Here is a 21,172-nt window from a genome sequence, read left to right as displayed (position 1 = left end):
TGGACGCCTGGCTCACGTGAGGGGGGCGAAGAGGAGGTGGGCGGCCATCTGCACGGCGGTGACGCCCACGAGGACCCCGCTCACCGGGGCGAGGGCGCCGGGGCGGCGGCCCCGCAGCAGGCCGACGGTCATCGCGACGACGATGACGGCCAGGGCGGCCGAGGTGGGTGGCACGGGGAGCAGCGTCGCGCTCGGCACCGCGTTCCCCAGGAGCATGGACAGCAGGACCGTCAGGGCGGTTCCCGCCGCCAGGAGGTAGGTGACCGCCTGCGCGCCGCGTCCGAGGACGGGCTTGCCGCCGGGTCCGTGGGACCCGCCCTTCGCCCACATCGGCCTGCGCCCGGGGGCCCGGAATGCGGGGGCGACGGTGCGCGCCTGCTCCTCGGCCAGTCGGGCGGCCGCGCGGTGCTCGCGGGAGTGCGTCTGCTCTCGCCACGCGCCGGTGTCCGGGTCGATCCAGTCCGCGTGGAAGCCGTGCTCGTCAGCGGAGGCGGGCGCCGCCGAGGTCTCTCGGCGCCGCGCATACCAGGCGGGCTCGCTGTGCACGCGCCCGCGCTCCGGCGTCGCCGTGGGGGTGACGCGCTGCTGCGCGTCGGCGTCCCACCGCGTCACGAGCCACCAGACCAGCACCGCGACGGCGGCGAGGCCGAGCAGCGAGCCCGGCCCGCCGACGGCCGGTGCGAGCAGGGTGAATCCCGCGCCCACGAGGACGTTGAGGGCGCCGATGCCGCCGATCACGGCGATCGCCACGGTCGCGTCGGTCCACTCGCCGCGGCGCAGGCGGCCGTACTGCACCCGCCCCTGCGCGTCCGGGAGCACGGCCCAGGCGGCCGCGTAGGCCAGCAGGCCCAGCCCGGCGGACACGACGCACAGGGCCACGAACGCGCCGCGGGCCAGCAGGGGGTCGATCCCGTAGCGGCGGGCGACGCCGCCGAGGACGCCGGCCACCCAGGAGGAGTCGTCGCGGCGGACGCCCCACGACTCGACCGCGCGGCGCAGCCAGGAGGGGAGTGCGCCCGCGTCGTCCTGGACGTCGGCGGGGGAGGGGGGACAGGATCCGTGGGCGGTGCTCATGCCTCCATCGTGGTCCGCCGCCGCCCCGGGCACATCCGGGATGTCCCGGATCCGGTCCCGGATGTGCCCCGTGCACGGGACGGGCAGGATGGAGCCATGAGCCCCGCCGTCCCCACCGCGCCGACACCGACGGGTCCCGTGCGTCCGGCCTTGCCCGCGCGCCCTCCGCTGGCCCGGCATGGCGCCGACCGGCCGGTGGCCGGGGTCGCCGCCGGCGTCGCCCGGCACCTGGGCCTCTCCACCGCGGCGGTGCGCTGGGGGTTCGTGCTGCTCACCCTGGCCGGCGGCGCCGGGGCGGCGCTCTACGCCTGGCTCTGGCTGCTCATGCCGGAGGACGCGCCCGGCACCCCCGCGGCAGACGGCGTCGCCGGCCCGGCCCCCACGCTCGCCGAACGCCTGCCCGAGGTGGCCGAGCGCGTCCGGGAGGGCGGCTGGCCGCTGCTGCTCGCCGCGGTCCTGCTCGGCGTCGGCGGGATCGTGGCGGCCGACGGGCTGGGCGTGGACGTGGACTGGGCGCTCGTGGGCCCCGTGGCGGTGCTCGTGATCGGCCTCGGGCTCGCGTGGATGCAGCTGGACCTCGGCCGGGGCGGGCGCGGGGAGCGCGGCGGCCGCCTCGTGCGCCTCGCCCTCGGATCGGGGCTCGTGCTCCTCGCCGTGCTGGCCCTCGCCGTGGGCGCCGTCGGCTCGGGCGAGCTGTGGCTGGGACTGGTGGTCGCCGTCGCCATGCTGGCCGGGGCGGCCCTGGTGGCCATGCCCTACCTGCTGGCGTGGCAGCGCCGCCGGGACGAGGAGCGCACGGCGCTCGCGGTCCACGCGGAGCGCGCCGAGATCGCGGCGCACCTGCACGACTCGGTGCTGCAGTCCCTGGCGCTGATCCAGCGGCGCGCCGAGGACCCGGAGACGGTCGCCCGGGTGGCCCGCGCCCAGGAGCGCGAGCTGCGCCGGTTCCTCTTCCCCGAGGCGGCCGGGCTCGGCGGGACCCTGCGCGAACGGCTCGAGGAGACGGCGGCCGAGGTCGAGGACGCCCACGGCCGCCGCGTGGAGGTGGTCGCGGTCGGCGAGGCCTCCGGGGCCTGGCTCGAGCCACTCGTGGCCGCCGCCCGGGAGGCCGTCCTCAACGCCGCGCGCCACGCGGGGGACGTCCAGGTCTTCGCCGAGGTGACCGACGACGACGGCGCACCGCGGCTCGCGGAGGTCTTCGTGCGTGACCGCGGGGCGGGCTTCGACCTCGACGAGGTCCCCGCCGACCGGATGGGCGTGCGCGAGTCGATCCTTGGCCGCATGCGCCGGGCAGGAGGGTCGGCCCGTCTCCGCTCCGGGCCGGGCGGCACCGAGGTGCACCTGGCCCTTCCCGAGCCCGCCCACCCGACCGATCCGCGGGAGGAGACCGCATGACCATCCCGCTCACCGCCGTGATCGTGGACGACCACGCGATCTTCCGCGCCGGACTGCGCGCCGACCTGGATCCGGCGCGGGTCGAGATCGTGGGCGAGGCCGGGGACGTCGACGCCGCCGTCCGCGAGGTCCTCGAGCGGGAGCCCGACGTCGTGCTCCTCGACGTGCACCTGCCCGGCGGAGCGGGCGGCGGCGGGGCCGAAGTGGCCGCGCGCGTGCTGGAGCGGCGGCCGGGCACGCGCTTCCTGGCGCTGTCCGTGTCCGATGCCGCGGAGGACGTGGTCGCCGTGATCCGCGCCGGGGCCCGCGGCTACATCACGAAGACCGCCTCGGGGGCCGACGTCACGGAGGCGGCCGCGCGGGTGGCCGGCGGCGACGCCGTGTTCTCGCCGCGCCTCGCCGGATTCGTCCTCGACGCGTTCCGCGGGAGCCCGCCGTCGCCGTCGGCGCCGGCACCGGAGGCCGGGGAGCCGGCCCGGGACGAGGACCTCGACCGCCTCTCCTCCCGCGAGCGGGACGTCATGCGCCTCGTGGCCCGGGGCTACACGTACCGGGAGGCCGGCGCCGAGCTGTTCATCTCGGACCGCACGGTGGAGAGCCACGTGTCCTCCGTGCTGCGCAAGCTCCAGCTCTCCAACCGCCACGAGCTCACGCGCTGGGCCGCGCGCCGCGGATACGCCTGAGCCGGATGCGGGCGAGCCCCGCGCCGGGCGGCGCGGGGCTCGCAGGTCTGCGGCCGGCCGCGACGCACTCGCGGCCGGCGAGGACCGCGATCACTCGGAGAGCAGTGCGCGGATGCGCTCGACTCCCTCGGCCAGGTCGTCGTCGCCCAGCGCGTAGGACAGGCGCAGGTAGCCCGAGGGGCCGAAGGCCTCGCCGGGCACGACGGCGACCTCGGCCTCATCGAGGATGAACGCGGCGAGCTCGGCCGACGTCGTGGGGGTGACGCCTCCGCGGTACGTCTTCCCGAGCGCCTCACGGACGTCCACGTACGCGTAGAAGGCACCCTCCGGCGTGGGGCAGTGGAAGCCGGGCACGGCGTTCATGGCCGCGACCATGGCCGTCCGGCGGCGGTCGAAGGCCGTCGTCATCTCCTCGACGGCGTCCAGCGGCCCCGCGACGGCGGCGAGGGCCGCGCGCTGGGACACGTTGGCCACGTTGGAGGTGGCGTGCGACTGCAGGTTCGTGGCCGCCTTGATGACGTCCACCGGGCCGACCATCCATCCGACGCGCCAGCCGGTCATCGCGTAGGTCTTCGCGACGCCGTTGACGACCACGGCCTGCTCCGCCAGGCCCGGGACGGCCGCGACGATGGAGGTGAAGGGCACGCCGTCGTAGGTGAGGTGCTCGTAGATCTCGTCGGTGACGACCCACAGGCCCCGCTCGAGGGCCCACTCGCCGATGGCCTTCGTCTCCTCGGGGGAGTAGACCGCGCCGGTCGGGTTGGAGGGCGAGACGAAGAGGAGCGCCTTGGTGCGGTCCGTGACGGCGGCCTCGAGCTGCTCCACGGTGACCTTGTAGCCCGCCTCGGGGCCCGCGAACACGTCCACCGGCACGCCGCCGGCCAGGCGGATGGCCTCCGGGTAGGTGGTCCAGTACGGCGCGGGGACGAGGACCTCGTCCTGCGGGTCCAGCAGGGCGGCGAACGTGTTGTAGACGGCCTGCTTGCCGCCGTTCGTCACGAGCACCTGGGAGGCCTCCACGGAGACGCCGGAGTCCCGCAGGGTCTTGGCCGCGATCGCCTCGCGCAGCTCGGGCAGGCCGGCGGCGGGGGAGTAGCGGTGGTTCTTCGGGTCCTGCGCGGCGGCGACGGCCGCGTCGACGATGTAGCCCGGGGTGGGGAAGTCGGGCTCGCCCGCGCCGAAGCCGATCACGGGACGGCCAGCGGCCTTGAGCTCCTTGGCCCGCGCGTCGACGACGAGGGTGGCGGACGGGTCGATGGCGGCGAGGCGGGTGGACACGCGGCGTGCGGGGGAAGCCATGGGGACCTTCTTCGGCGGTTCGAGGGCGGGAGCGAGGTGCGGAGGGCACGCCTCCGCACGCCAGCGTAGTGAGTGCGCCGCCCCGGTTCGACTCCCGGCCCGGCATGGCGTATTCTGAACGCTCGGTACCGCGATGACGGTCCTGGGCGAGCGCCCGGGAGTCGGCAGGCGGACACCTAGGGTAGTGGCGCAATTGGTAGCGCAGCGGTCTCCAAAACCGCAGGTTGCAGGTTCGAGTCCTGTCTGCCCTGCTCGGTGCCGGGCTGAAGTGCCCGGCACAGGCGTGCAAGCGTTTCGGCGATCCGATTGAGTGAGGCCACGTGACTGAGTTGGCGGCGAACGGCGGGGGCTCCACCCCGGCGCCGGACAGGCAGCGCCGTGGGCTCTTCGCGCGGATCGCCCTGTTCCTGCGCCAGGTGGTGGACGAGCTCCGCAAGGTGGTCACCCCCACGAGCGAGGAGCTGCTGCGCATGACCGCAGTGGTGCTCGCCTTCGTGGCGGTCATGATCCTCCTGGTGATGGGCCTGGACTGGCTGTTCGGCACCCTGGCGGGTCTGACGTTCGGCACGGGCGGCCGCTGAGCGGACCGCGAGCCGGGCCCCGCGGCGCAGGAGGCGTCCACACGCCCGCACGCCAAGGCCCCCCCGTCAGTGGAGGGTCGTCCGACCCCCGTCAGCAGAAAGCAGGAAGCCGTGTCCGAGCAGGAAATGGATCGTCAGTCCCCCGAGGACTCCGTCTCCGTCGAGGAGACCGCCGCCGCAGAGGGCGTCGTCGAGCCCGAGACGGACGAGGCCGTGCCGGGCGAGGCCGCCGAGGCCGCCGTGCAGGAGGCCGACCTGGCCGCCGATTCCGCCGCCGACGTCGACGTCGAGGCCGCCCCCACGGAGGACGCCGACGCCCAGGCCGCGGAGACCGCTCCTGCTGAGGACGCCGCCCCTGCCGAGGAGGAGCCCGTCGTCGACCCCGCCGAGGAGCTGCGCACCCGCCTGCGCCGCCAGCCCGGCGACTGGTACGTGGTGCACACCTACGCCGGCTATGAGAAGCGCGTGAAGACCAACCTCGAGACGCGCATCCAGACCCAGGACATGGAGGACGCGATCTACGAGATCGAGGTCCCCATGGAGGAGGTCGTGGAGATCAAGAACACCACGCGCAAGATCGTCTCGCGCGTGCGCATCCCGGGCTACGTCCTCGTCCGCATGGACCTCGACGACGCCTCGTGGGGCGTCGTGCGCCACACCCCCGGCGTCACCGGGTTCGTGGGCAACGACGCGCACTCCCCGCAGCCGCTGACCCTCACCGAGGTCTACGACATGCTGGCCCCGTCCGTGATCCAGGAGGCCACGCGCGCCGCGGAGAAGGCCGGCCTGGCCGTCCCGGCGTCCGACCTCCCCTCCACCGCCCCCGCCGTCCACGTGGACTTCGAGGTGGGCGAGTCCGTGACCGTCGATGACGGCCCGTTCGAGACCCTCCCGGCGACGATCTCCGAGATCAAGCCGGAGTCCCAGCAGCTGGTGGTCCTCGTCTCGATCTTCGAGCGCGAGACCCCCGTGACCCTGTCCTTCAGCCAGGTGACCAAGGTCATCTGAGGACACCCCCGCTTCCGCCCCGAGCCGGCCGCCTGCCGGCCCGGGGGCGGCACCGGCCGCCGCGCCACGGCGGCCACACTCCCACGGTGCGCTCCTGCGCCGTGGGTCCCCGAAGTGAGAGAAGGATCCACTCATGGCTCCCAAGAAGAAGGTCTCCGGTCTGATCAAGCTTCAGATCCAGGCCGGCGCCGCCAACCCGGCTCCGCCCATCGGCCCCGCCCTGGGCCAGCACGGCGTGAACATCATGGAGTTCTGCAAGGCCTACAACGCCGCCACCGAGTCGCAGCGCGGCAACGTGGTGCCGGTGGAGATCACCGTGTACGAGGACCGCTCGTTCACGTTCATCACCAAGACCCCGCCGGCCGCCGAGCTCATCAAGAAGGCCGCGGGCGTCCAGAAGGGCTCCTCCACCCCGCACACGGACAAGGTCGGCAAGCTGACCCAGGCCCAGTGCGAGGAGATCGCCACCACCAAGATGGAGGACCTGAACGCCAACGACGTGAAGGCCGCCGCCAAGATCATCGCGGGCACCGCCCGTTCGATGGGCATCACCGTCGAGGGCTGACGCCCTCCCCCCTCATCACCCCCTCAGTGGCAGGGCCGAGCGCGGCCCGACAGACCACGACTGCACAAGGAGAAGCACGCAGATGGCACAGCGCAGCAAGGCATACAAGGCGGCCAAGGCCGCGATCGGCGAGGAGATCTACGCTCCCGCCAAGGCGATCGCCCTCGCCAAGGAGACCAACCCCTCCGCGTCCGACGCCACGGTGGAGGTCGCCCTCCGCCTGTCCGTCGACCCCCGCAAGGCCGACCAGATGGTCCGCGGCTCCGTGAGCCTGCCCCACGGCACCGGCAAGACCGCCCGCGTCGTCGTGTTCGCCACCGGTGAGCGCGCCGAGGCCGCCCGCGCCGCCGGCGCCGACGTCGTCGGCGACGACGACCTGATCGCCAAGATCTCCGAGGGCTGGGTGGACTTCGACGCCGCCGTGGCCTCCCCGGAGCTCATGGGCAAGGTCGGCCGCCTCGGCAAGGTCCTCGGCCCCCGCAACCTGATGCCGAACCCCAAGACCGGCACCGTGACCCCGGACGTGGCCAAGGCCGTGTCCGACATCAAGGGCGGCAAGATCGACTTCCGCGTCGACAAGCACGCCAACCTCCACTTCATCATCGGCCGCACCTCCTTCGAGGAGAAGGCCCTCGTGGAGAACTACGCCGCCGCCCTGGAGGAGATCCTCCGCCTGAAGCCGTCCTCCTCGAAGGGCCGCTACATCTCCAAGGCGACCGTGGCCACCACCTTCGGCCCCGGCGTCCAGATGGACCCGAACGTGACCACGGTCGAGTTCGAGCAGGCCTGATCCCGGGGGCGGGCCCGCGGGTCCGCACACGACGACGGCCGGTCGCCCTCACGGGCGGCCGGCCGTCGTCGTCCCACGGAGCCGCCGACTTGCGGCCGGGGGAGGGGCCGGGTAGTCTTGACGGACCGAAGACCGCCGGTCGTGATGTCGGCATGCCGCCATCACCGAAGGACCTCCGCAACGGAGGCGGCCCGCGCAGGTGCAGCAGAGCTCCGTCCCAGGACGACGGCCGTCAGGCCCGATCCGTCCCGTGTCGCCACGCCCCGTGCACCCGCACGGGGCGTTTCTCGTTGTCCGGGGCTCAGGCGGTCCCCACGATCATCGAGAGGAGTGCCATGGCGACGTCCGCGAAGGAGTCGGCGGTGGCGGAGCTCACGGACCTGTTCCGTGAGTCCAACGCCGCTGTTCTGACGGAATACCGTGGCCTGACGGTGTCCGAGCTCAAGCAGCTCCGTGACTCCATCCGTCAGGATGCGACCTACGCCGTGGCGAAGAACACGCTGGCCGAGATCGCGGCCAAGGAAGCCGGCATGGAGGGCCTCGAGGCCCACCTCGCCGGTCCCACCGCGATCGCGTTCGTGACCGGAGACCCGGTCAACGTCGCGAAGGCCCTGCGTGACTTCGCCAAGGATCACGAGAAGCTCGTCCTCAAGGGCGGCTTCATGGATGGCCAGCCCCTGGACGAGGCCGGCATCAAGAAGCTCGCGGACCTCGAGTCCCGCGAGGTGCTGCTGGCGAAGTTCGCCGGCGCGATGAAGGGCAGCATGTCCAAGGCTGCCGCCCTGTTCCAGGCTCCGCTGTCCAAGACCGCCCGCACGGTCGAGGCGCTGCGAGCCCAGCAGGACCAGGCTGCCTGAGCAGTCCACCCCGGGCTGCACGGCCCACCACTTCACACGTAGTCAAGACGTACACGTAAAGGAGCCATCATGGCCAAGCTGACCACCGAAGAGCTGCTCGCCGCGTTCGAGGAGCTGACCCTCATCGAGCTGTCCGAGTTCATCAAGGCGTTCGAGGAGAAGTTCGACGTCACCGCCGCCGCCCCCGTGGCGATGGCCGCCGCCGGCGCCGGTGCCCCCGCCGCCGAGGCCGCCGAGGAGAAGGACGAGTTCGACGTCATCCTCGAGGCCGCCGGCGACAAGAAGATCGGCGTCATCAAGGAGGTGCGCGCCCTCACCTCCCTCGGCCTGAAGGAGGCCAAGGACCTCGTCGACGGCGCCCCCAAGCCGGTCCTCGAGGGCGTCAACAAGGAGACCGCCGAGAAGGCCAAGGAGCAGCTCGAGGGCGCCGGCGCCACCGTCACCCTCAAGTGATGATCGCGGCCTGAGCCGCATCTCACCGCTTCACCCCGAGACCCCCGTCGCACATCGCGCGACGGGGGTCTCGTGCGTGGGTGGACAGGACTGGACCCCGGGGTTAGGATGGATCTTTGCATCTCCCCTGTTCCGTGCTGCCTGGAGGACGGCCTGACCGCCGACGGCCCGCACGGTGACGTGTGGCCTTCATATAGCGGTGGGCCCGCACCGTCCGCATCATGCGCACGGGGAGCGAACGGAACCCCAGAAGGCCTGTGGAAGGATCCTACGTGGTCGCCTCGAGCACCCATGAAACCGCTACTGTCTCCCCGCGATCCGGCGCATCCGCCGGACGCATCTCCTTCGCCAAGATCTCCGAGCCGCTGGACGTGCCGGACCTGCTGGCGCTGCAGACCGAGTCGTTCGACCGCCTGATCGGCAACGAGCGCTGGTCCGCGCGAGTGGAGCAGGCCCTCGCGGTCGACGACCACTCGGTGCCCGTGACCTCCGGGCTCACGGACATCTTCGAGGAGATCTCCCCGATCGAGGACTTCCAGGGCACCATGTCCCTGTCCTTCTCCGATCCGGAGTTCGCCGACGCGAAGATGACGGAGGAGGAGTGCAAGGACCGCGACGCGACCTTCGCCGCCCCGCTGTACGTCAAGGCCGAGTTCATGAACAACACGACCGGCGAGATCAAGCAGCAGACCGTGTTCATGGGCGACTTCCCGCTCATGACGCGCAACGGCACGTTCATCATCAACGGCACCGAGCGCGTCGTCGTGTCCCAGCTGGTCCGCTCCCCGGGCGCCTACTTCGAGCGCACCCCGGACAAGACCTCGGACAAGGAGATCTTCTCCGCCAAGATCATCCCCTCGCGCGGCGCGTGGTTCGAGCTCGAGGTGGACAAGCGCGACCAGGTCGGCGTCCGCCTCGACCGCAAGCGCAAGCAGCCCGTGACGGTGCTGCTCAAGGCCATGGGCTGGACCGAGTCCCGCATCCTCGAGGAGTTCGGCCAGTACGACTCCATCCGCGCGACCCTCGAGAAGGACGGCACCGCCGACCAGAACGAGGCGCTGCTGGACATCTACCGCAAGCTGCGCCCGGGCGAGCCCGCCGCCGTCGACGCGGCCCAGGCGCTGCTGAACAACCTGTACTTCACCCCGAAGCGCTACGACCTGGCGAAGGTGGGCCGCTACAAGCTCAACCGCAAGCTGGGCGTGGACGTGCACCTGGCCGACCCGAACGCCTCCGTGCTGACCGAGGACGACCTCGTGCAGATGGTGCACTTCATCGCCGCGCTGCACGCGGGCGAGAAGTCCATCAAGGGCACGCGCGACGGCGAGACCGTCGACGTGCGCGTCGAGGTCGACGACATCGACCACTTCGGCAACCGTCGCATCCGCGCGGTGGGCGAGCTGATCGAGAACCAGATCCGCACCGGCCTGTCCCGCATGGAGCGCGTCGTGCGCGAGCGCATGACCACGCAGGACGTCGAGGCGATCACCCCGCAGACCCTGATCAACATCCGCCCCGTGGTGGCGGCGATCAAGGAGTTCTTCGGCACCTCGCAGCTGTCGCAGTTCATGGACCAGAACAACCCGCTCGCGGGCCTGACCCACAAGCGCCGCCTCTCCGCGCTCGGCCCGGGCGGCCTGTCCCGTGACCGCGCCGGCATGGAGGTCCGTGACGTCCACCCGTCGCACTACGGCCGCATGTGCCCCATCGAGACCCCGGAAGGCCCGAACATCGGCCTCATCGGCTCGCTCGCGACCTTCGGCCGCATCAACTCCTTCGGCTTCATCGAGACCCCGTACCGCCGCGTGGTGGACGGCCGCGTCACCGACGACGTCGACTACCTGACCGCGGACGACGAGCTCGAGTTCCAGATCGCCCAGGCCAACGCGCCGGTGGACGCCGACGGCACCTTCGTCGAGGAGCTCGTCCTCTGCCGCCAGCGCGGCGGCGGCGGTGAGCCCGTGCTCTCCACCGTGGACGACATCGACTACATGGACGTGTCCCCGCGCCAGATGGTCTCCGCCGCCACGGCGCTGATCCCGTTCCTCGAGCACGACGACGCGAACCGCGCGCTCATGGGCGCCAACATGCAGCGCCAGGCCGTGCCGCTGCTCCAGTCGCAGGCCCCGTACGTGGGCACCGGCATGGAGAAGTACGTGGCTGTGGACGCGGGCGACTCCGTGACCGCCACCGCCCCCGGCGTGGTGACCGAGGTGGCCGCGGACCTGGTGACCGTCATGAACGACGACGGCACCACGACGCACTACCCGATCATGAAGTTCTCCCGCTCCAACCAGGGCAACGCGTACAACCAGCGCGTCCGCGTGTCCGAGGGCGACCGCGTCGAGCGCCTGAGCATCATCGCCGACGGCCCCGCCACGGACCACGGCGAGCTCGCGCTCGGCAAGAACCTCCTCGTCGCGTTCATGCCCTGGGAGGGCCTGAACTACGAGGACGCGATCATCCTGTCCCAGCGCATGGTCTCGGAGGACGTCCTCACCTCGATCCACATCGAGGAGCACGAGGTCGACGCCCGCGACACCAAGCTGGGCGCCGAGGAGATCACGCGCGACATCCCCAACGTGTCCGAGGAGGTGCTGGCCCAGCTCGACGAGCGCGGCATCATCCACATCGGCGCCGAGGTGGAGGCCGGCGACATCCTGGTCGGCCGCGTCACCCCGAAGGGCGAGACCGAGCTGACCCCGGAGGAGCGCCTGCTGCGCGCCATCTTCGGCGAGAAGTCCCGCGAGGTCCGCGACACGTCCCTGAAGGTGCCCCACGGCGAGTCCGGCACCGTCATCGGCGTGCGCATCTTCGACCGCGAGCAGGACGACGACCTCTCCCCGGGTGTCAACCAGCTCGTGCGCGTGTATGTCGCCCAGAAGCGCAAGATCACCGACGGCGACAAGATGGCCGGCCGCCACGGCAACAAGGGCGTCATCTCCAAGATCCTGCCCCTGGAGGACATGCCGTTCCTGGCGGACGGCACCCCGGTGGACATCGTCCTGAACCCCCTGGGCGTGCCCGGCCGCATGAACCTGGGCCAGGTCATGGAGCTGCACCTCGGCTGGGCCGCCTCGCGCGGCTGGGACATCGAGGGCGAGCCCGAGTGGATCGGCAACCTGCCGAACTTCCCGCGCCAGTCCGGCCCGGTCAACGTCGCCACCCCGGTGTTCGACGGCGCCGAGGCGGAGGAGATCACCGGCCTGCTGGGCCACGTGAACAAGACCCGCGACGGCGACCGGCTCATGGGCACCAACGGCAAGGCGCAGCTGTTCGACGGCCGCTCCGGCGAGCCGTTCCCGGACCCGATCTCCGTGGGCTACATGTACATGCTCAAGCTGCACCACCTGGTGGACGACAAGATCCACGCCCGCTCCACGGGCCCGTACTCGATGATCACGCAGCAGCCGCTGGGCGGCAAGGCCCAGTTCGGCGGCCAGCGCTTCGGCGAGATGGAGGTGTGGGCGCTCGAGGCGTACGGCGCCGCGTTCACCCTCCAGGAGCTGCTGACCATCAAGTCGGACGACATCCACGGCCGCGTGAAGGTCTACGAGGCCATCGTCAAGGGCGAGAACATCCCCGAGCCGGGTGTGCCGGAGTCCTTCAAGGTGCTCATCAAGGAGATGCAGTCCCTCTGCCTGAACGTGGAGGTCCTCTCCGCCGACGGCCAGACCATCGAGATGCGCGACGCGGAGGACGAGGTCTACCGCGCAGCCGAGGAGCTGGGCATCGACCTCTCCCACGCCGAGCCCAGCTCGGTCGAGGAAGTCTGATCCCGCTGACTCCCGCATCCCACCAGACGTCTACTGAGAACCACCGAACCAAGGAGTTCACCGGAGCATGAGCGTGAACAGCATGTCCACAGACAACTCTTTCGGCCTGATGCGCATCGGCCTGGCCACGGCGGAGGACATCCGCCGCTGGTCGTACGGCGAGGTCAAGAAGCCGGAGACCATCAACTACCGCACCCTGAAGCCGGAGAAGGACGGGCTCTTCTGCGAGAAGATCTTCGGCCCCACCCGTGACTGGGAGTGCGCGTGCGGCAAGTACAAGCGCGTGCGCTTCAAGGGCATCATCTGCGAGCGCTGCGGCGTCGAGGTGACCCGCTCCAAGGTGCGCCGTGACCGCATGGGCCACATCGAGCTGGCCGCCCCCGTCACCCACATCTGGTACTTCAAGGGCGTCCCGTCCCGGCTGGGCTACCTGCTGGACCTCGCCCCGAAGGACCTCGAGAAGGTCATCTACTTCGCGGCCTACATGATCACCTCGGTGGACGAGGAGGCGCGTCACCGCGACCTCCCCAACCTCCAGGCCGAGCACGACCAGGAGACCCGCGTCCTCGCCGACCAGCGCGACGCGGACGTCGCCGCCGTCGCCGCGGACCTCGAGAAGGACCTCGCGAAGCTGGAGTCCGAGGGCGCCAAGGCCGCGGAGAAGAAGAAGGCGCGCGACGCGGCGGACAAGACCATGTCCCAGATCCGCAAGCGCGCCGACGCCGAGCTGGACCGCAAGGAGCAGGTGTGGGACCGCTTCAAGAACCTCAAGGTCGCCGACCTCGAGGGCGATGAGGGCCTCTACCGCGCCATGCGCGACAAGTACGGCCAGTACTTCGAGGGCTCCATGGGCGCCGAGTCGATCCAGCGCCGTCTGCAGACCTTCGACCTGCAGGCCGAGTCCGAGATGCTCCGCGAGACCATCAAGACCGGCAAGGGCCAGCGCAAGACCCGCGCCCTGAAGCGTCTGAAGGTCGTCAACGCGTTCCTCACCACGGACAACTCGCCCACGGGCATGGTCCTGGACGCGGTCCCGGTGATCCCGCCGGAGCTGCGCCCCATGGTCCAGCTCGACGGCGGCCGCTTCGCGACCTCCGACCTGAACGACCTGTACCGCCGCGTGATCAACCGCAACAACCGCCTGAAGCGGCTGCTCGACCTCGGCGCGCCTGAGATCATCGTGAACAACGAGAAGCGCATGCTCCAGGAGGCCGTGGACTCCCTGTTCGACAACGGCCGCCGCGGCCGTCCCGTCACCGGGCCGGGCAACCGGCCGCTGAAGTCGCTGTCCGACATGCTCAAGGGCAAGCAGGGCCGCTTCCGCCAGAACCTGCTCGGCAAGCGCGTGGACTACTCGGGCCGTTCGGTCATCGTGGTGGGCCCGCAGCTGAAGCTGCACCAGTGCGGCCTGCCGAAGCAGATGGCGCTCGAGCTCTTCAAGCCGTTCGTGATGAAGCGCCTCGTGGACCTCAACCACGCGCAGAACATCAAGTCGGCCAAGCGCATGGTCGAGCGCTTCCGCCCGCAGGTGTGGGACGTGCTCGAGGAGGTCATCACCGAGCACCCCGTGCTGCTGAACCGCGCGCCCACCCTGCACCGCCTCGGCATCCAGGCGTTCGAGCCGCAGCTCGTGGAGGGCAAGGCCCTCCAGCTGCACCCGCTCGTCTGCGGCGCGTTCAACGCGGACTTCGACGGCGACCAGATGGCCGTGCACCTGCCGCTCTCCCCGGAGGCGCAGGCGGAGGCCCGTCTGCTCATGCTCTCGAGCCACAACATCCTGAAGCCCTCGGACGGCCGCGCGGTCGCCGTGCCGGCCCAGGACATGATCATCGGCCTGAACCACCTCACCACGGTGCGGGCGGACGAGGCCGGCGCGGGCACGCAGTACTCCACCGTCGCGGAGGCCATCATGGCGTTCGACGGCGGCGACCTGCACCTCAACGCCCCCGTCACCATCGGCGTGGACGGCTTCGTGCCGTCGGCGGCGGTCCCGGCCCCCGAGGGCTGGAGCGAGGGCGAGCGCGCGTTCATCGAGACGACGCTGGGCAAGGTGCTCTTCAACGAGCTCCTCCCGGCGGACTACCCGTGGCTGGACGCGCAGGCCACCAAGGGCACCCTCGGCCAGCTGGTCAACGACCTCGCCGAGCGGTACCCGATGGTGACCACCGCCCAGACCCTGGACAACCTCAAGGACGCGGGCTTCCACTGGGGCACGTGGTCCGGCGTGACGGTGGCGATCTCGGACATCACGTCCGACTTCGACAAGGCCTCCATCATGGAGGGCTACGAGGCGCAGTCGCAGCGCGTGCAGAGCCAGTACGACAAGGGCCTCATCGCGGACGACGAGCGTCGCTCCGAGCTGATCGACATCTGGAACAAGGCCACCGACGAGGTCGCCGCGGCCATGAAGGCCGGCCTGTCCGAGCTGAACACGATCAACCGCATGGTGTCCTCGGGCGCCCGAGGCAACTGGCTGCAGGTCCGCCAGATCGCGGGCATCCGCGGCCTCGTGGCCAACCCGAAGGGCGAGATCATCCCGCGCCCGATCAAGTCCTCGTACCGCGAGGGCCTGTCGGTGCTCGAGTACTTCTCCGCCACCCACGGCGCCCGCAAGGGCCTCGCGGACACCGCGCTGAAGACCGCGAACTCGGGCTACCTGACCCGTCGTCTCGTGGACGTCTCCCAGGACGTCATCGTCCGCGAGGAGGACTGCGGCACGGAGCGCGGCCTGTCCGTGACCATCGCCGTGCCCAACGCCGACGGGGAGCTCGTCATGCACGAGCAGGTGGAGAACTCGGCCTTCGCCCGCACCCTCGCGCAGGACGTGACGGGTGAGGACGGCACCGTGCTGGCCACCGCCGGCGCGGACGTGGGCGACGTGCTCATCGGCGAGCTGGTGGACGCCGGCGTGTCCGAGATCAAGGTCCGCTCCGTGCTGACCTGCGAGTCGGCCGTCGGCACGTGCGCCAAGTGCTATGGCCGCTCCATGGCCACGGGCCAGCTCGTGGACATCGGCGAGGCCGTGGGCATCATCGCGGCCCAGTCGATCGGCGAGCCCGGCACCCAGCTGACCATGCGCACGTTCCACACCGGCGGCGTCGCCTCGGCGGACGACATCACCCAGGGCCTTCCCCGCATCCAGGAGCTCTTCGAGGCCCGCACGCCCAAGGGCGTGGCCCCGATCTCCGAGGTGGCGGGCCGGGTGCAGATCGAGGACACCGACGCGTCGGTGCGCCTGATCCTCACCCCGGACGACGGCTCCGAGGAGATCGCCTACCCCGTGCTGCGCCGTGCGCGCCTCCTCGTGGAGGACGGCGAGCACGTGGCCGTGGGCACCCAGCTCGTGGCCGGCGCCGTGGACCCCAAGCAGGTCCTGCGCGTGCTCGGCCCGCGTGCCGCCCAGCGCTTCCTCGTGGAGGAGGTGCAGGACGTGTACCAGTCGCAGGGCGTGGGCATCCACGACAAGCACGTGGAGGTCATCGTCCGCCAGATGCTGCGGCGCGTCACCGTCATCGAGAACGGCGACACGGACCTGCTGCCGGGCGAGCTGACGGACCGGCCGCGCTTCGTGGCCGCCAACCGGGCCGCCGTGGCCGAGGGCCGTCAGCCGGCCTCCGGGCGCGACGAGCTCATGGGCATCACGAAGGCCTCGCTGGCGACCGACTCGTGGCTCTCGGCCGCGTCCTTCCAGGAGACGACCCGCGTCCTCACGCAGGCGGCCATGGAGGGCAAGTCGGACCCGCTGCTGGGCCTGAAGGAGAACGTGATCATCGGCAAGCTGATCCCGGCCGGCACCGGCCTGGACCGCTACACGAAGACCACGGTGGAGCCCACGGACGAGGCCAAGGCGAACCTGTACGCCTCGCCGGTCGGCTTCGCGGACTTCGACTACCCGGGCCTGGACCAGCCGCTCGGCGAGAGCGAGTTCCACGCCGTGTCGCTCGACGACTACGGCCGCGGGGGCGACTTCCGCGCCTGATCCGCTCCGGGCGGGCCGCTGCGGCGGTCCGCCCGGTCCCGGATGCGACGAGGGCCCGTCCCTCCTCCGCCTGAGGGCGGGGGAGGGGCGGGCCCTCTCGCGTGCGGCCTCGCGGGTCCGGTCAGCGGCGGGACATGTACACGTCGAAGGCCTTCGCGAGCGGGCGGTTCAGCGGCAGGTCCCACTCCCCGAGGGTCTGCACGATGTCGGCGCCCTGCGTCGTCTTGAACTCCGTGAGCCCGGAGAGCTTGTGCTCCTGGTCCACCGAGCCGCTCACGCCGCCCAGGTCCAGCCACAGGCAGCCCGCCTCGATGGCGGCCTCGACCTGCTTCAGCTGCAGCAGGCGCGGGGCGTCCCGCTGCCGCTCGCGCTGGGATGAGGCGCTGTAGGGGCGCCACGCCATCTGGCCCTGCTGGAAGTGGAACGCCGCCGCGACCGGCTCGCCCTCGTGCTCGGCGAGGAAGAAGGTCACGTCCGCGATCGGCGAGGAGCCGAGGTTCTGGATGATCTTGGCGAAGTAGTCCTGCGGGCGGCCCGTGAACTTGTCGCGCTCCGCGGTCTCGTCGTTGAGGCGGTCCCAGTCGTCGAGGCGCTCGGGGCCGGCGGTCACGACGTCCAGGTCGTTGCGCGTGGAGCGGCGGGTGCGCTTGCGGCTCGACCCGCTCATCCGGGCCAGCCAGCCGTCCACGTCCAGTCCCTCGAGCGGGATGCGGGCCTGGAACATGGGCTGGCCGGCGGCGAAGTCGGCGCTGACCTCCGGCTCCTTCCAACCCGCCTCGCGCAGGGACTGCTGGGTGCGCAGGGCGTCCTCGGAGACCTCGCAGGGCAGGTCCGTGAGCATCGAGGACTCGGGGTCCGGGAGCGCCTTGCGCACCACGTCCGCCTCCCAGCGGCGCACGACGCCGGGCGGGCCGACGCGCACCAGGAAGGCGCCCTGGGACTTCAGCTCGGCCACGAGCGGGGTGAGCGCGTCGACGAGCTCGACGCCCTCGTCCAGCACGGGGCCGTCTGCCACGTAGGCGAGGAACGCGCGCCCCAGCACGGGGACGCGCGAGGGGACCGGCAGGGGTCGGCCGAGCACGAGCGCCGCGCCCACCAGCTCGTCGCCGCGGTGGATGCCCAGCGACTGGGCGCGCCACTCGGATTTCACCTTCGCCCAGCTCGGGTTCTGGAGGAAGGAGGTGAGGGGATGCCGGGCCAGGAACTCGGTGTGCTCGGCGGCCGTGATCGCGCGCACCGTGAGGGGGGCGCCGGGCGCGGAGGAGGGGGGATTCGAGGCGGAGGCTGGTTGTGACATCACGGCGATCAGTCTACGCAGGAGGCCCCGGAGCGTCCCGGGTCCGTCCCGGGATCGGCCCCGGGCCCGGGGCGGGCAGCACCCCTGGTTGGTCGGTGCGAGGCGGCGTGGTAGCCTGGTGGACGATTGTTTTTCGTGTGGCACAGTGGACTCGGTCCGGTCGCGGGGTTCTTGCGCGACAGATGCCACACTTTTGCACGCCTGCGGACGTTTGCTCGAAGCACGCCCCCACAGGAGAGGCAGAGCCGAGGAACGAGCAGAGCCGGCGCCCGCCACGGGCCAGCCGGCGGATCACGTCAGCGATCACCGAACAGGAAGACTGAAGAGTGCCTACGATTCAGCAGCTGGTCCGCAAGGGCCGCTCACCGAAGGTCGTCAAGACCAAGGCCCCTGCGCTGCAGGGGAACCCGATGCGTCGTGGCGTGTGCACCCGTGTGTACACCACGACCCCCAAGAAGCCGAACTCCGCCCTGCGCAAGGTCGCCCGCGTCCGCCTCAACGGCGGCGTCGAGGTCACGGCCTACATCCCGGGCGAGGGCCACAACCTGCAGGAGCACTCGATCGTGCTCGTCCGCGGCGGTCGTGTGAAGGACCTCCCCGGCGTGCGCTACAAGATCGTGCGCGGCGCGCTGGACACCCAGGGCGTCAAGAACCGCGGCCAGGCCCGCTCCCGCTACGGCGCCAAGAAGGAGAAGAAGTAATGCCTCGTAAGGGTCCCGCGCCGAAGCGCCCCCTCGTCGTCGATCCCGTCTACGGCTCCCCCCTGGTCACGCAGCTGATCAACAAGGTGCTCATCGACGGCAAGAAGTCCACCGCAGAGCGCATCGTGTACGGCGCGCTCGAGGGTGCCCGCGCCAAGAACGGCGCCGATCCCGTGGCCACGCTCAAGAAGGCCATGGACAACATCAAGCCGGCCCTCGAGGTCCGCTCCCGCCGCGTCGGCGGCGCCACCTACCAGGTGCCCGTCGAGGTCAAGCCGGGGCGTTCCACGGCGCTGGCCCTGCGCTGGCTCGTGGGCTTCGCGAAGGCCCGCCGCGAGAAGACCATGACCGAGCGTCTGATGAACGAGATCCTGGACGCCTCGAACGGTCTGGGCGGTGCGGTCAAGCGCCGCGAGGACACCCACAAGATGGCCGAGGCCAACAAGGCCTTCGCCCACTACCGCTGGTGATCCCCCCGGCCCGGGGTGCGTGACGCGCGCACCCCGGGCCGCAGGCCGTCGGCCCCCGGGCTCGACGTCCCATCCGAACCCATCCCTCGAGCCCCCAACACCACCCGAGCAAGGGAGACACCGTGGCACAGGACGTGCTGACCGACCTGACGAAGGTCCGCAACATCGGCATCATGGCCCACATCGATGCCGGCAAGACCACCACCACCGAGCGCATCCTGTTCTACACGGGTGTCAACCACAAGCTCGGCGAGACCCACGACGGCGCCTCGACGACCGACTGGATGGAGCAGGAGAAGGAGCGCGGCATCACCATCACCTCCGCCGCGGTGACCTGCTTCTGGAAGAACACCCAGATCAACATCATCGACACCCCCGGGCACGTCGACTTCACCGTCGAGGTGGAGCGCTCCCTGCGCGTGCTCGACGGCGCCGTGGCCGTGTTCGACGGCAAGGAGGGCGTGGAGCCCCAGTCGGAGACCGTGTGGCGTCAGGCGGACAAGTACAACGTCCCCCGCATCTGCTTCGTCAACAAGATGGACAAGCTGGGCGCGGACTTCTACTTCACCGTGGACACCATCGTCTCCCGCCTCGGCGCGAAGCCCCTCGTGATGCAGCTGCCGATCGGCTCCGAGAACGACTTCGTGGGCGTCGTGGACCTGCTCTCCATGAAGGCCTTCGTGTGGCCGGGCGACGCCAAGGGCGACGTGACCATGGGGGCCGAGTACGAGACCCGCGAGATCCCCGCGGAGCTCCAGGAGAAGGCCGAGGAGTACCGCGCGCAGCTCATGGAGGCCGTCGCCGACGTCTCCGAGGAGCTCATGGAGAAGTACCTCGAGGGCGAGGAGTTCACCGCCGAGGAGATCGAGGCCGGCGTCCGCCACCTGACCGTGAACGCCCTGGCGTACCCGGTCTTCTGCGGCTCCGCGTTCAAGAACCGCGGCGTGCAGCCCATGCTCGACGCCGTCGTCTCCTACCTGCCGAACCCGCTCGACGCGGGCGCCGTGGTGGGCCACGACGTCAACGACGAGGAGAAGGAGATCACCCGCGAGGCCTCGAAGGAGGAGCCGTTCTCGGCCCTGGCCTTCAAGATCGCCACGCACCCCTTCTTCGGCACCCTCACCTTCATCCGCGTGTACTCCGGTCGCCTGGAGTCCGGTGCGCAGATCCTCAACGCCACCAAGGGCAAGAAGGAACGCATCGGCAAGCTGTTCCAGATGCACGCCAACAAGGAGATGCCCGTCGACGAGGTCGTCGCCGGCCACATCTACGCGGTGATCGGCCTGAAGGACACCACCACGGGCGACACGCTGTGCAACCCGGCGCACCCGATCATCCTCGAGTCGATGACCTTCCCGGAGCCCGTGATCTCCGTGGCCATCGAGCCGAAGACCAAGGGTGACCAGGAGAAGCTCTCCACCGCCATCCAGAAGCTCGTCGCCGAGGATCCCACGTTCCGCGTGAACCTCAACGAGGAGACCGGCCAGACCGAGATCGGCGGCATGGGCGAGCTCCACCTGGACGTGTTCGTGGACCGCATGAAGCGCGAGTTCAAGGTCGAGGCCAACGTGGGCAAGCCCCAGGTCGCGTACCGCGAGACCATCAAGCGCAAGGTCGAGAAGCTCGACTACACGCACAAGAAGCAGACCGGCGGCTCCGGCCAGTTCGCCAAGGTGCAGCTCTCCTTCGAGCCGCTGGACACCGCGGACGGCGAGGTCTACGAGTTCGAGAACGCCGTCACCGGCGGTCGCGTGCCCCGTGAGTACATCCCCTCCGTGGACGCCGGCATCCAGGACGCCATGAAGTTCGGCGTCCTCGCGGGCTACCCCATGGTGGGCGTGAAGGCGATCCTGCTCGACGGCGCGTACCACGACGTCGACTCCTCGGAGATGGCGTTCAAGATCGCCGGCTCGCAGGCCTTCAAGGAGGGTGTCCGCAAGGCCAGCCCCGTGCTCCTCGAGCCGCTCATGTCGGTCGAGGTCCGCACCCCGGAGGAGTTCATGGGCGACGTCATCGGCGACCTGAACTCCCGCCGCGGCCAGATCCAGTCCATGGAGGACGCCACCGGCGTGAAGGTCGTCAAGGCCCTCGTGCCGCTGTCCGAGATGTTCGGCTACATCGGCGACCTGCGCTCCCGCACCCAGGGTCGCGCGGTGTACTCGATGACGTTCCACTCCTACGCCGAGGTCCCCAAGGCCGTGGCCGACGAGATCATCCAGAAGTCCCAGGGCGAGTGACCAGCAG

16 protein-coding genes and 1 tRNA gene are annotated in these 21,172 nt (G+C 70.8%); 14 read left to right on the top strand and 3 right to left on the bottom strand.

The genetic code is table 11. The features are described from left to right. Positions 1 to 12 precede the first annotated feature (12 nt). A complete protein-coding gene (locus KZX60_RS05015; RefSeq protein ID WP_248116060.1) occupies positions 13 to 1,074 on the bottom strand; it encodes a PspC domain-containing protein in 1,062 nt (353 codons plus the stop codon). A 96-nt stretch (positions 1,075 to 1,170) separates the two neighbouring features. Here KZX60_RS05015 and KZX60_RS05010 point away from each other — a divergent pair, with 96 nt between their 5' ends. After that, on the top strand, positions 1,171 to 2,469 hold the full coding sequence (locus KZX60_RS05010; RefSeq protein ID WP_248116058.1) for an ATP-binding protein: 1,299 nt from the start codon (positions 1,171 to 1,173) through the stop codon (positions 2,467 to 2,469). Continuing rightward, on the top strand, positions 2,466 to 3,152 hold the full coding sequence (locus tag KZX60_RS05005; RefSeq protein WP_248116056.1) for a response regulator transcription factor: 687 nt from the start codon (positions 2,466 to 2,468) through the stop codon (positions 3,150 to 3,152). Before KZX60_RS05010 ends, KZX60_RS05005 begins: the two co-directional genes overlap by 4 nt. A 90-nt stretch (positions 3,153 to 3,242) precedes the next feature. Here KZX60_RS05005 and KZX60_RS05000 read toward each other — a convergent pair whose 3' ends face one another. After that, positions 3,243 to 4,451 carry a pyridoxal phosphate-dependent aminotransferase gene (locus KZX60_RS05000; RefSeq protein WP_248116053.1) on the bottom strand — a complete coding sequence of 403 codons (1,209 nt, stop codon included), beginning with the start codon at positions 4,449 to 4,451 and terminating at the stop codon, positions 3,243 to 3,245. Positions 4,452 to 4,629: 178 nt separating this feature from the next. Here KZX60_RS05000 and KZX60_RS04995 point away from each other — a divergent pair. From KZX60_RS04995 to KZX60_RS04955, 9 genes are all read left to right on the top strand, one after another. After that, positions 4,630 to 4,702, top strand: a tRNA-Trp gene (locus KZX60_RS04995). 78 nt (positions 4,703 to 4,780) lie between these two features. Next, on the top strand, positions 4,781 to 5,032 hold the full coding sequence (gene secE / locus KZX60_RS04990) for a preprotein translocase subunit SecE (protein ID WP_248116162.1): 252 nt from the start codon (positions 4,781 to 4,783) through the stop codon (positions 5,030 to 5,032). Between the two features lie 111 nt (positions 5,033 to 5,143). Then, a complete protein-coding gene (gene nusG, locus KZX60_RS04985; protein WP_248116051.1) occupies positions 5,144 to 6,040 on the top strand; it encodes a transcription termination/antitermination protein NusG in 897 nt (298 codons plus the stop codon). 133 nt (positions 6,041 to 6,173) lie between these two features. Further along, positions 6,174 to 6,605: a 50S ribosomal protein L11 gene (rplK, locus tag KZX60_RS04980; RefSeq protein ID WP_248116049.1), complete on the top strand. Its 432-nt coding sequence runs from the start codon at positions 6,174 to 6,176 to the stop codon at positions 6,603 to 6,605. An 82-nt stretch (positions 6,606 to 6,687) separates the two neighbouring features. Further along, positions 6,688 to 7,395, top strand: a complete 708-nt coding sequence (gene rplA / locus KZX60_RS04975; protein WP_248116048.1) for a 50S ribosomal protein L1 — start codon at positions 6,688 to 6,690, stop codon at positions 7,393 to 7,395. 335 nt (positions 7,396 to 7,730) lie between these two features. Further along, complete coding sequence (rplJ, locus tag KZX60_RS04970; RefSeq protein WP_248116046.1) at positions 7,731 to 8,252, top strand: 50S ribosomal protein L10; 522 nt, start codon at positions 7,731 to 7,733, stop codon at positions 8,250 to 8,252. Positions 8,253 to 8,321: 69 nt separating this feature from the next. Beyond that, positions 8,322 to 8,705, top strand: a complete 384-nt coding sequence (rplL, locus tag KZX60_RS04965) for a 50S ribosomal protein L7/L12 (protein WP_248116043.1) — start codon at positions 8,322 to 8,324, stop codon at positions 8,703 to 8,705. A gap of 272 nt (positions 8,706 to 8,977) precedes the next feature. Further along, positions 8,978 to 12,481, top strand: a complete 3,504-nt coding sequence (locus KZX60_RS04960; RefSeq protein WP_248116042.1) for a DNA-directed RNA polymerase subunit beta — start codon at positions 8,978 to 8,980, stop codon at positions 12,479 to 12,481. A gap of 82 nt (positions 12,482 to 12,563) precedes the next feature. Further along, positions 12,564 to 16,460 carry a DNA-directed RNA polymerase subunit beta' gene (locus tag KZX60_RS04955; RefSeq protein WP_248116160.1) on the top strand — a complete coding sequence of 1,299 codons (3,897 nt, stop codon included), beginning with the start codon at positions 12,564 to 12,566 and terminating at the stop codon, positions 16,458 to 16,460. 121 nt (positions 16,461 to 16,581) lie between these two features. Here KZX60_RS04955 and KZX60_RS04950 read toward each other — a convergent pair whose 3' ends face one another. Then, a complete protein-coding gene (locus tag KZX60_RS04950; RefSeq protein WP_248116040.1) occupies positions 16,582 to 17,757 on the bottom strand; it encodes a peptidoglycan bridge formation glycyltransferase FemA/FemB family protein in 1,176 nt (391 codons plus the stop codon). 326 nt (positions 17,758 to 18,083) lie between these two features. Here KZX60_RS04950 and rpsL point away from each other — a divergent pair, with 326 nt between their 5' ends. The 3 genes from rpsL to fusA all read left to right on the top strand — a co-directional run bounded on the left by rpsL (position 18,084) and on the right by fusA (position 21,165). Then, positions 18,084 to 18,458: a 30S ribosomal protein S12 gene (gene rpsL, locus KZX60_RS04945; RefSeq protein ID WP_224356570.1), complete on the top strand. Its 375-nt coding sequence runs from the start codon at positions 18,084 to 18,086 to the stop codon at positions 18,456 to 18,458. Then, positions 18,458 to 18,928, top strand: coding sequence for a 30S ribosomal protein S7 (gene rpsG, locus KZX60_RS04940; protein ID WP_248116038.1), 471 nt, complete (start codon positions 18,458 to 18,460; stop codon positions 18,926 to 18,928). The genes rpsL and rpsG overlap by 1 nt, the downstream gene beginning before the upstream one ends. Before the next feature lie 122 nt (positions 18,929 to 19,050). Beyond that, entirely contained in the window at positions 19,051 to 21,165 is a 2,115-nt protein-coding gene (gene fusA / locus KZX60_RS04935; protein ID WP_248116036.1) for an elongation factor G, read from the top strand. Positions 21,166 to 21,172: the final 7 nt, after the last annotated feature.

This window comes from Micrococcus sp. EYE_212, assembly GCF_023147585.1.
GTDB lineage: Bacteria > Actinomycetota > Actinomycetes > Actinomycetales > Micrococcaceae > Micrococcus.
The sequence above is the reverse complement of the archived record's forward strand: the minus strand, read 5'-3'. Positions and strand labels throughout refer to the sequence as shown.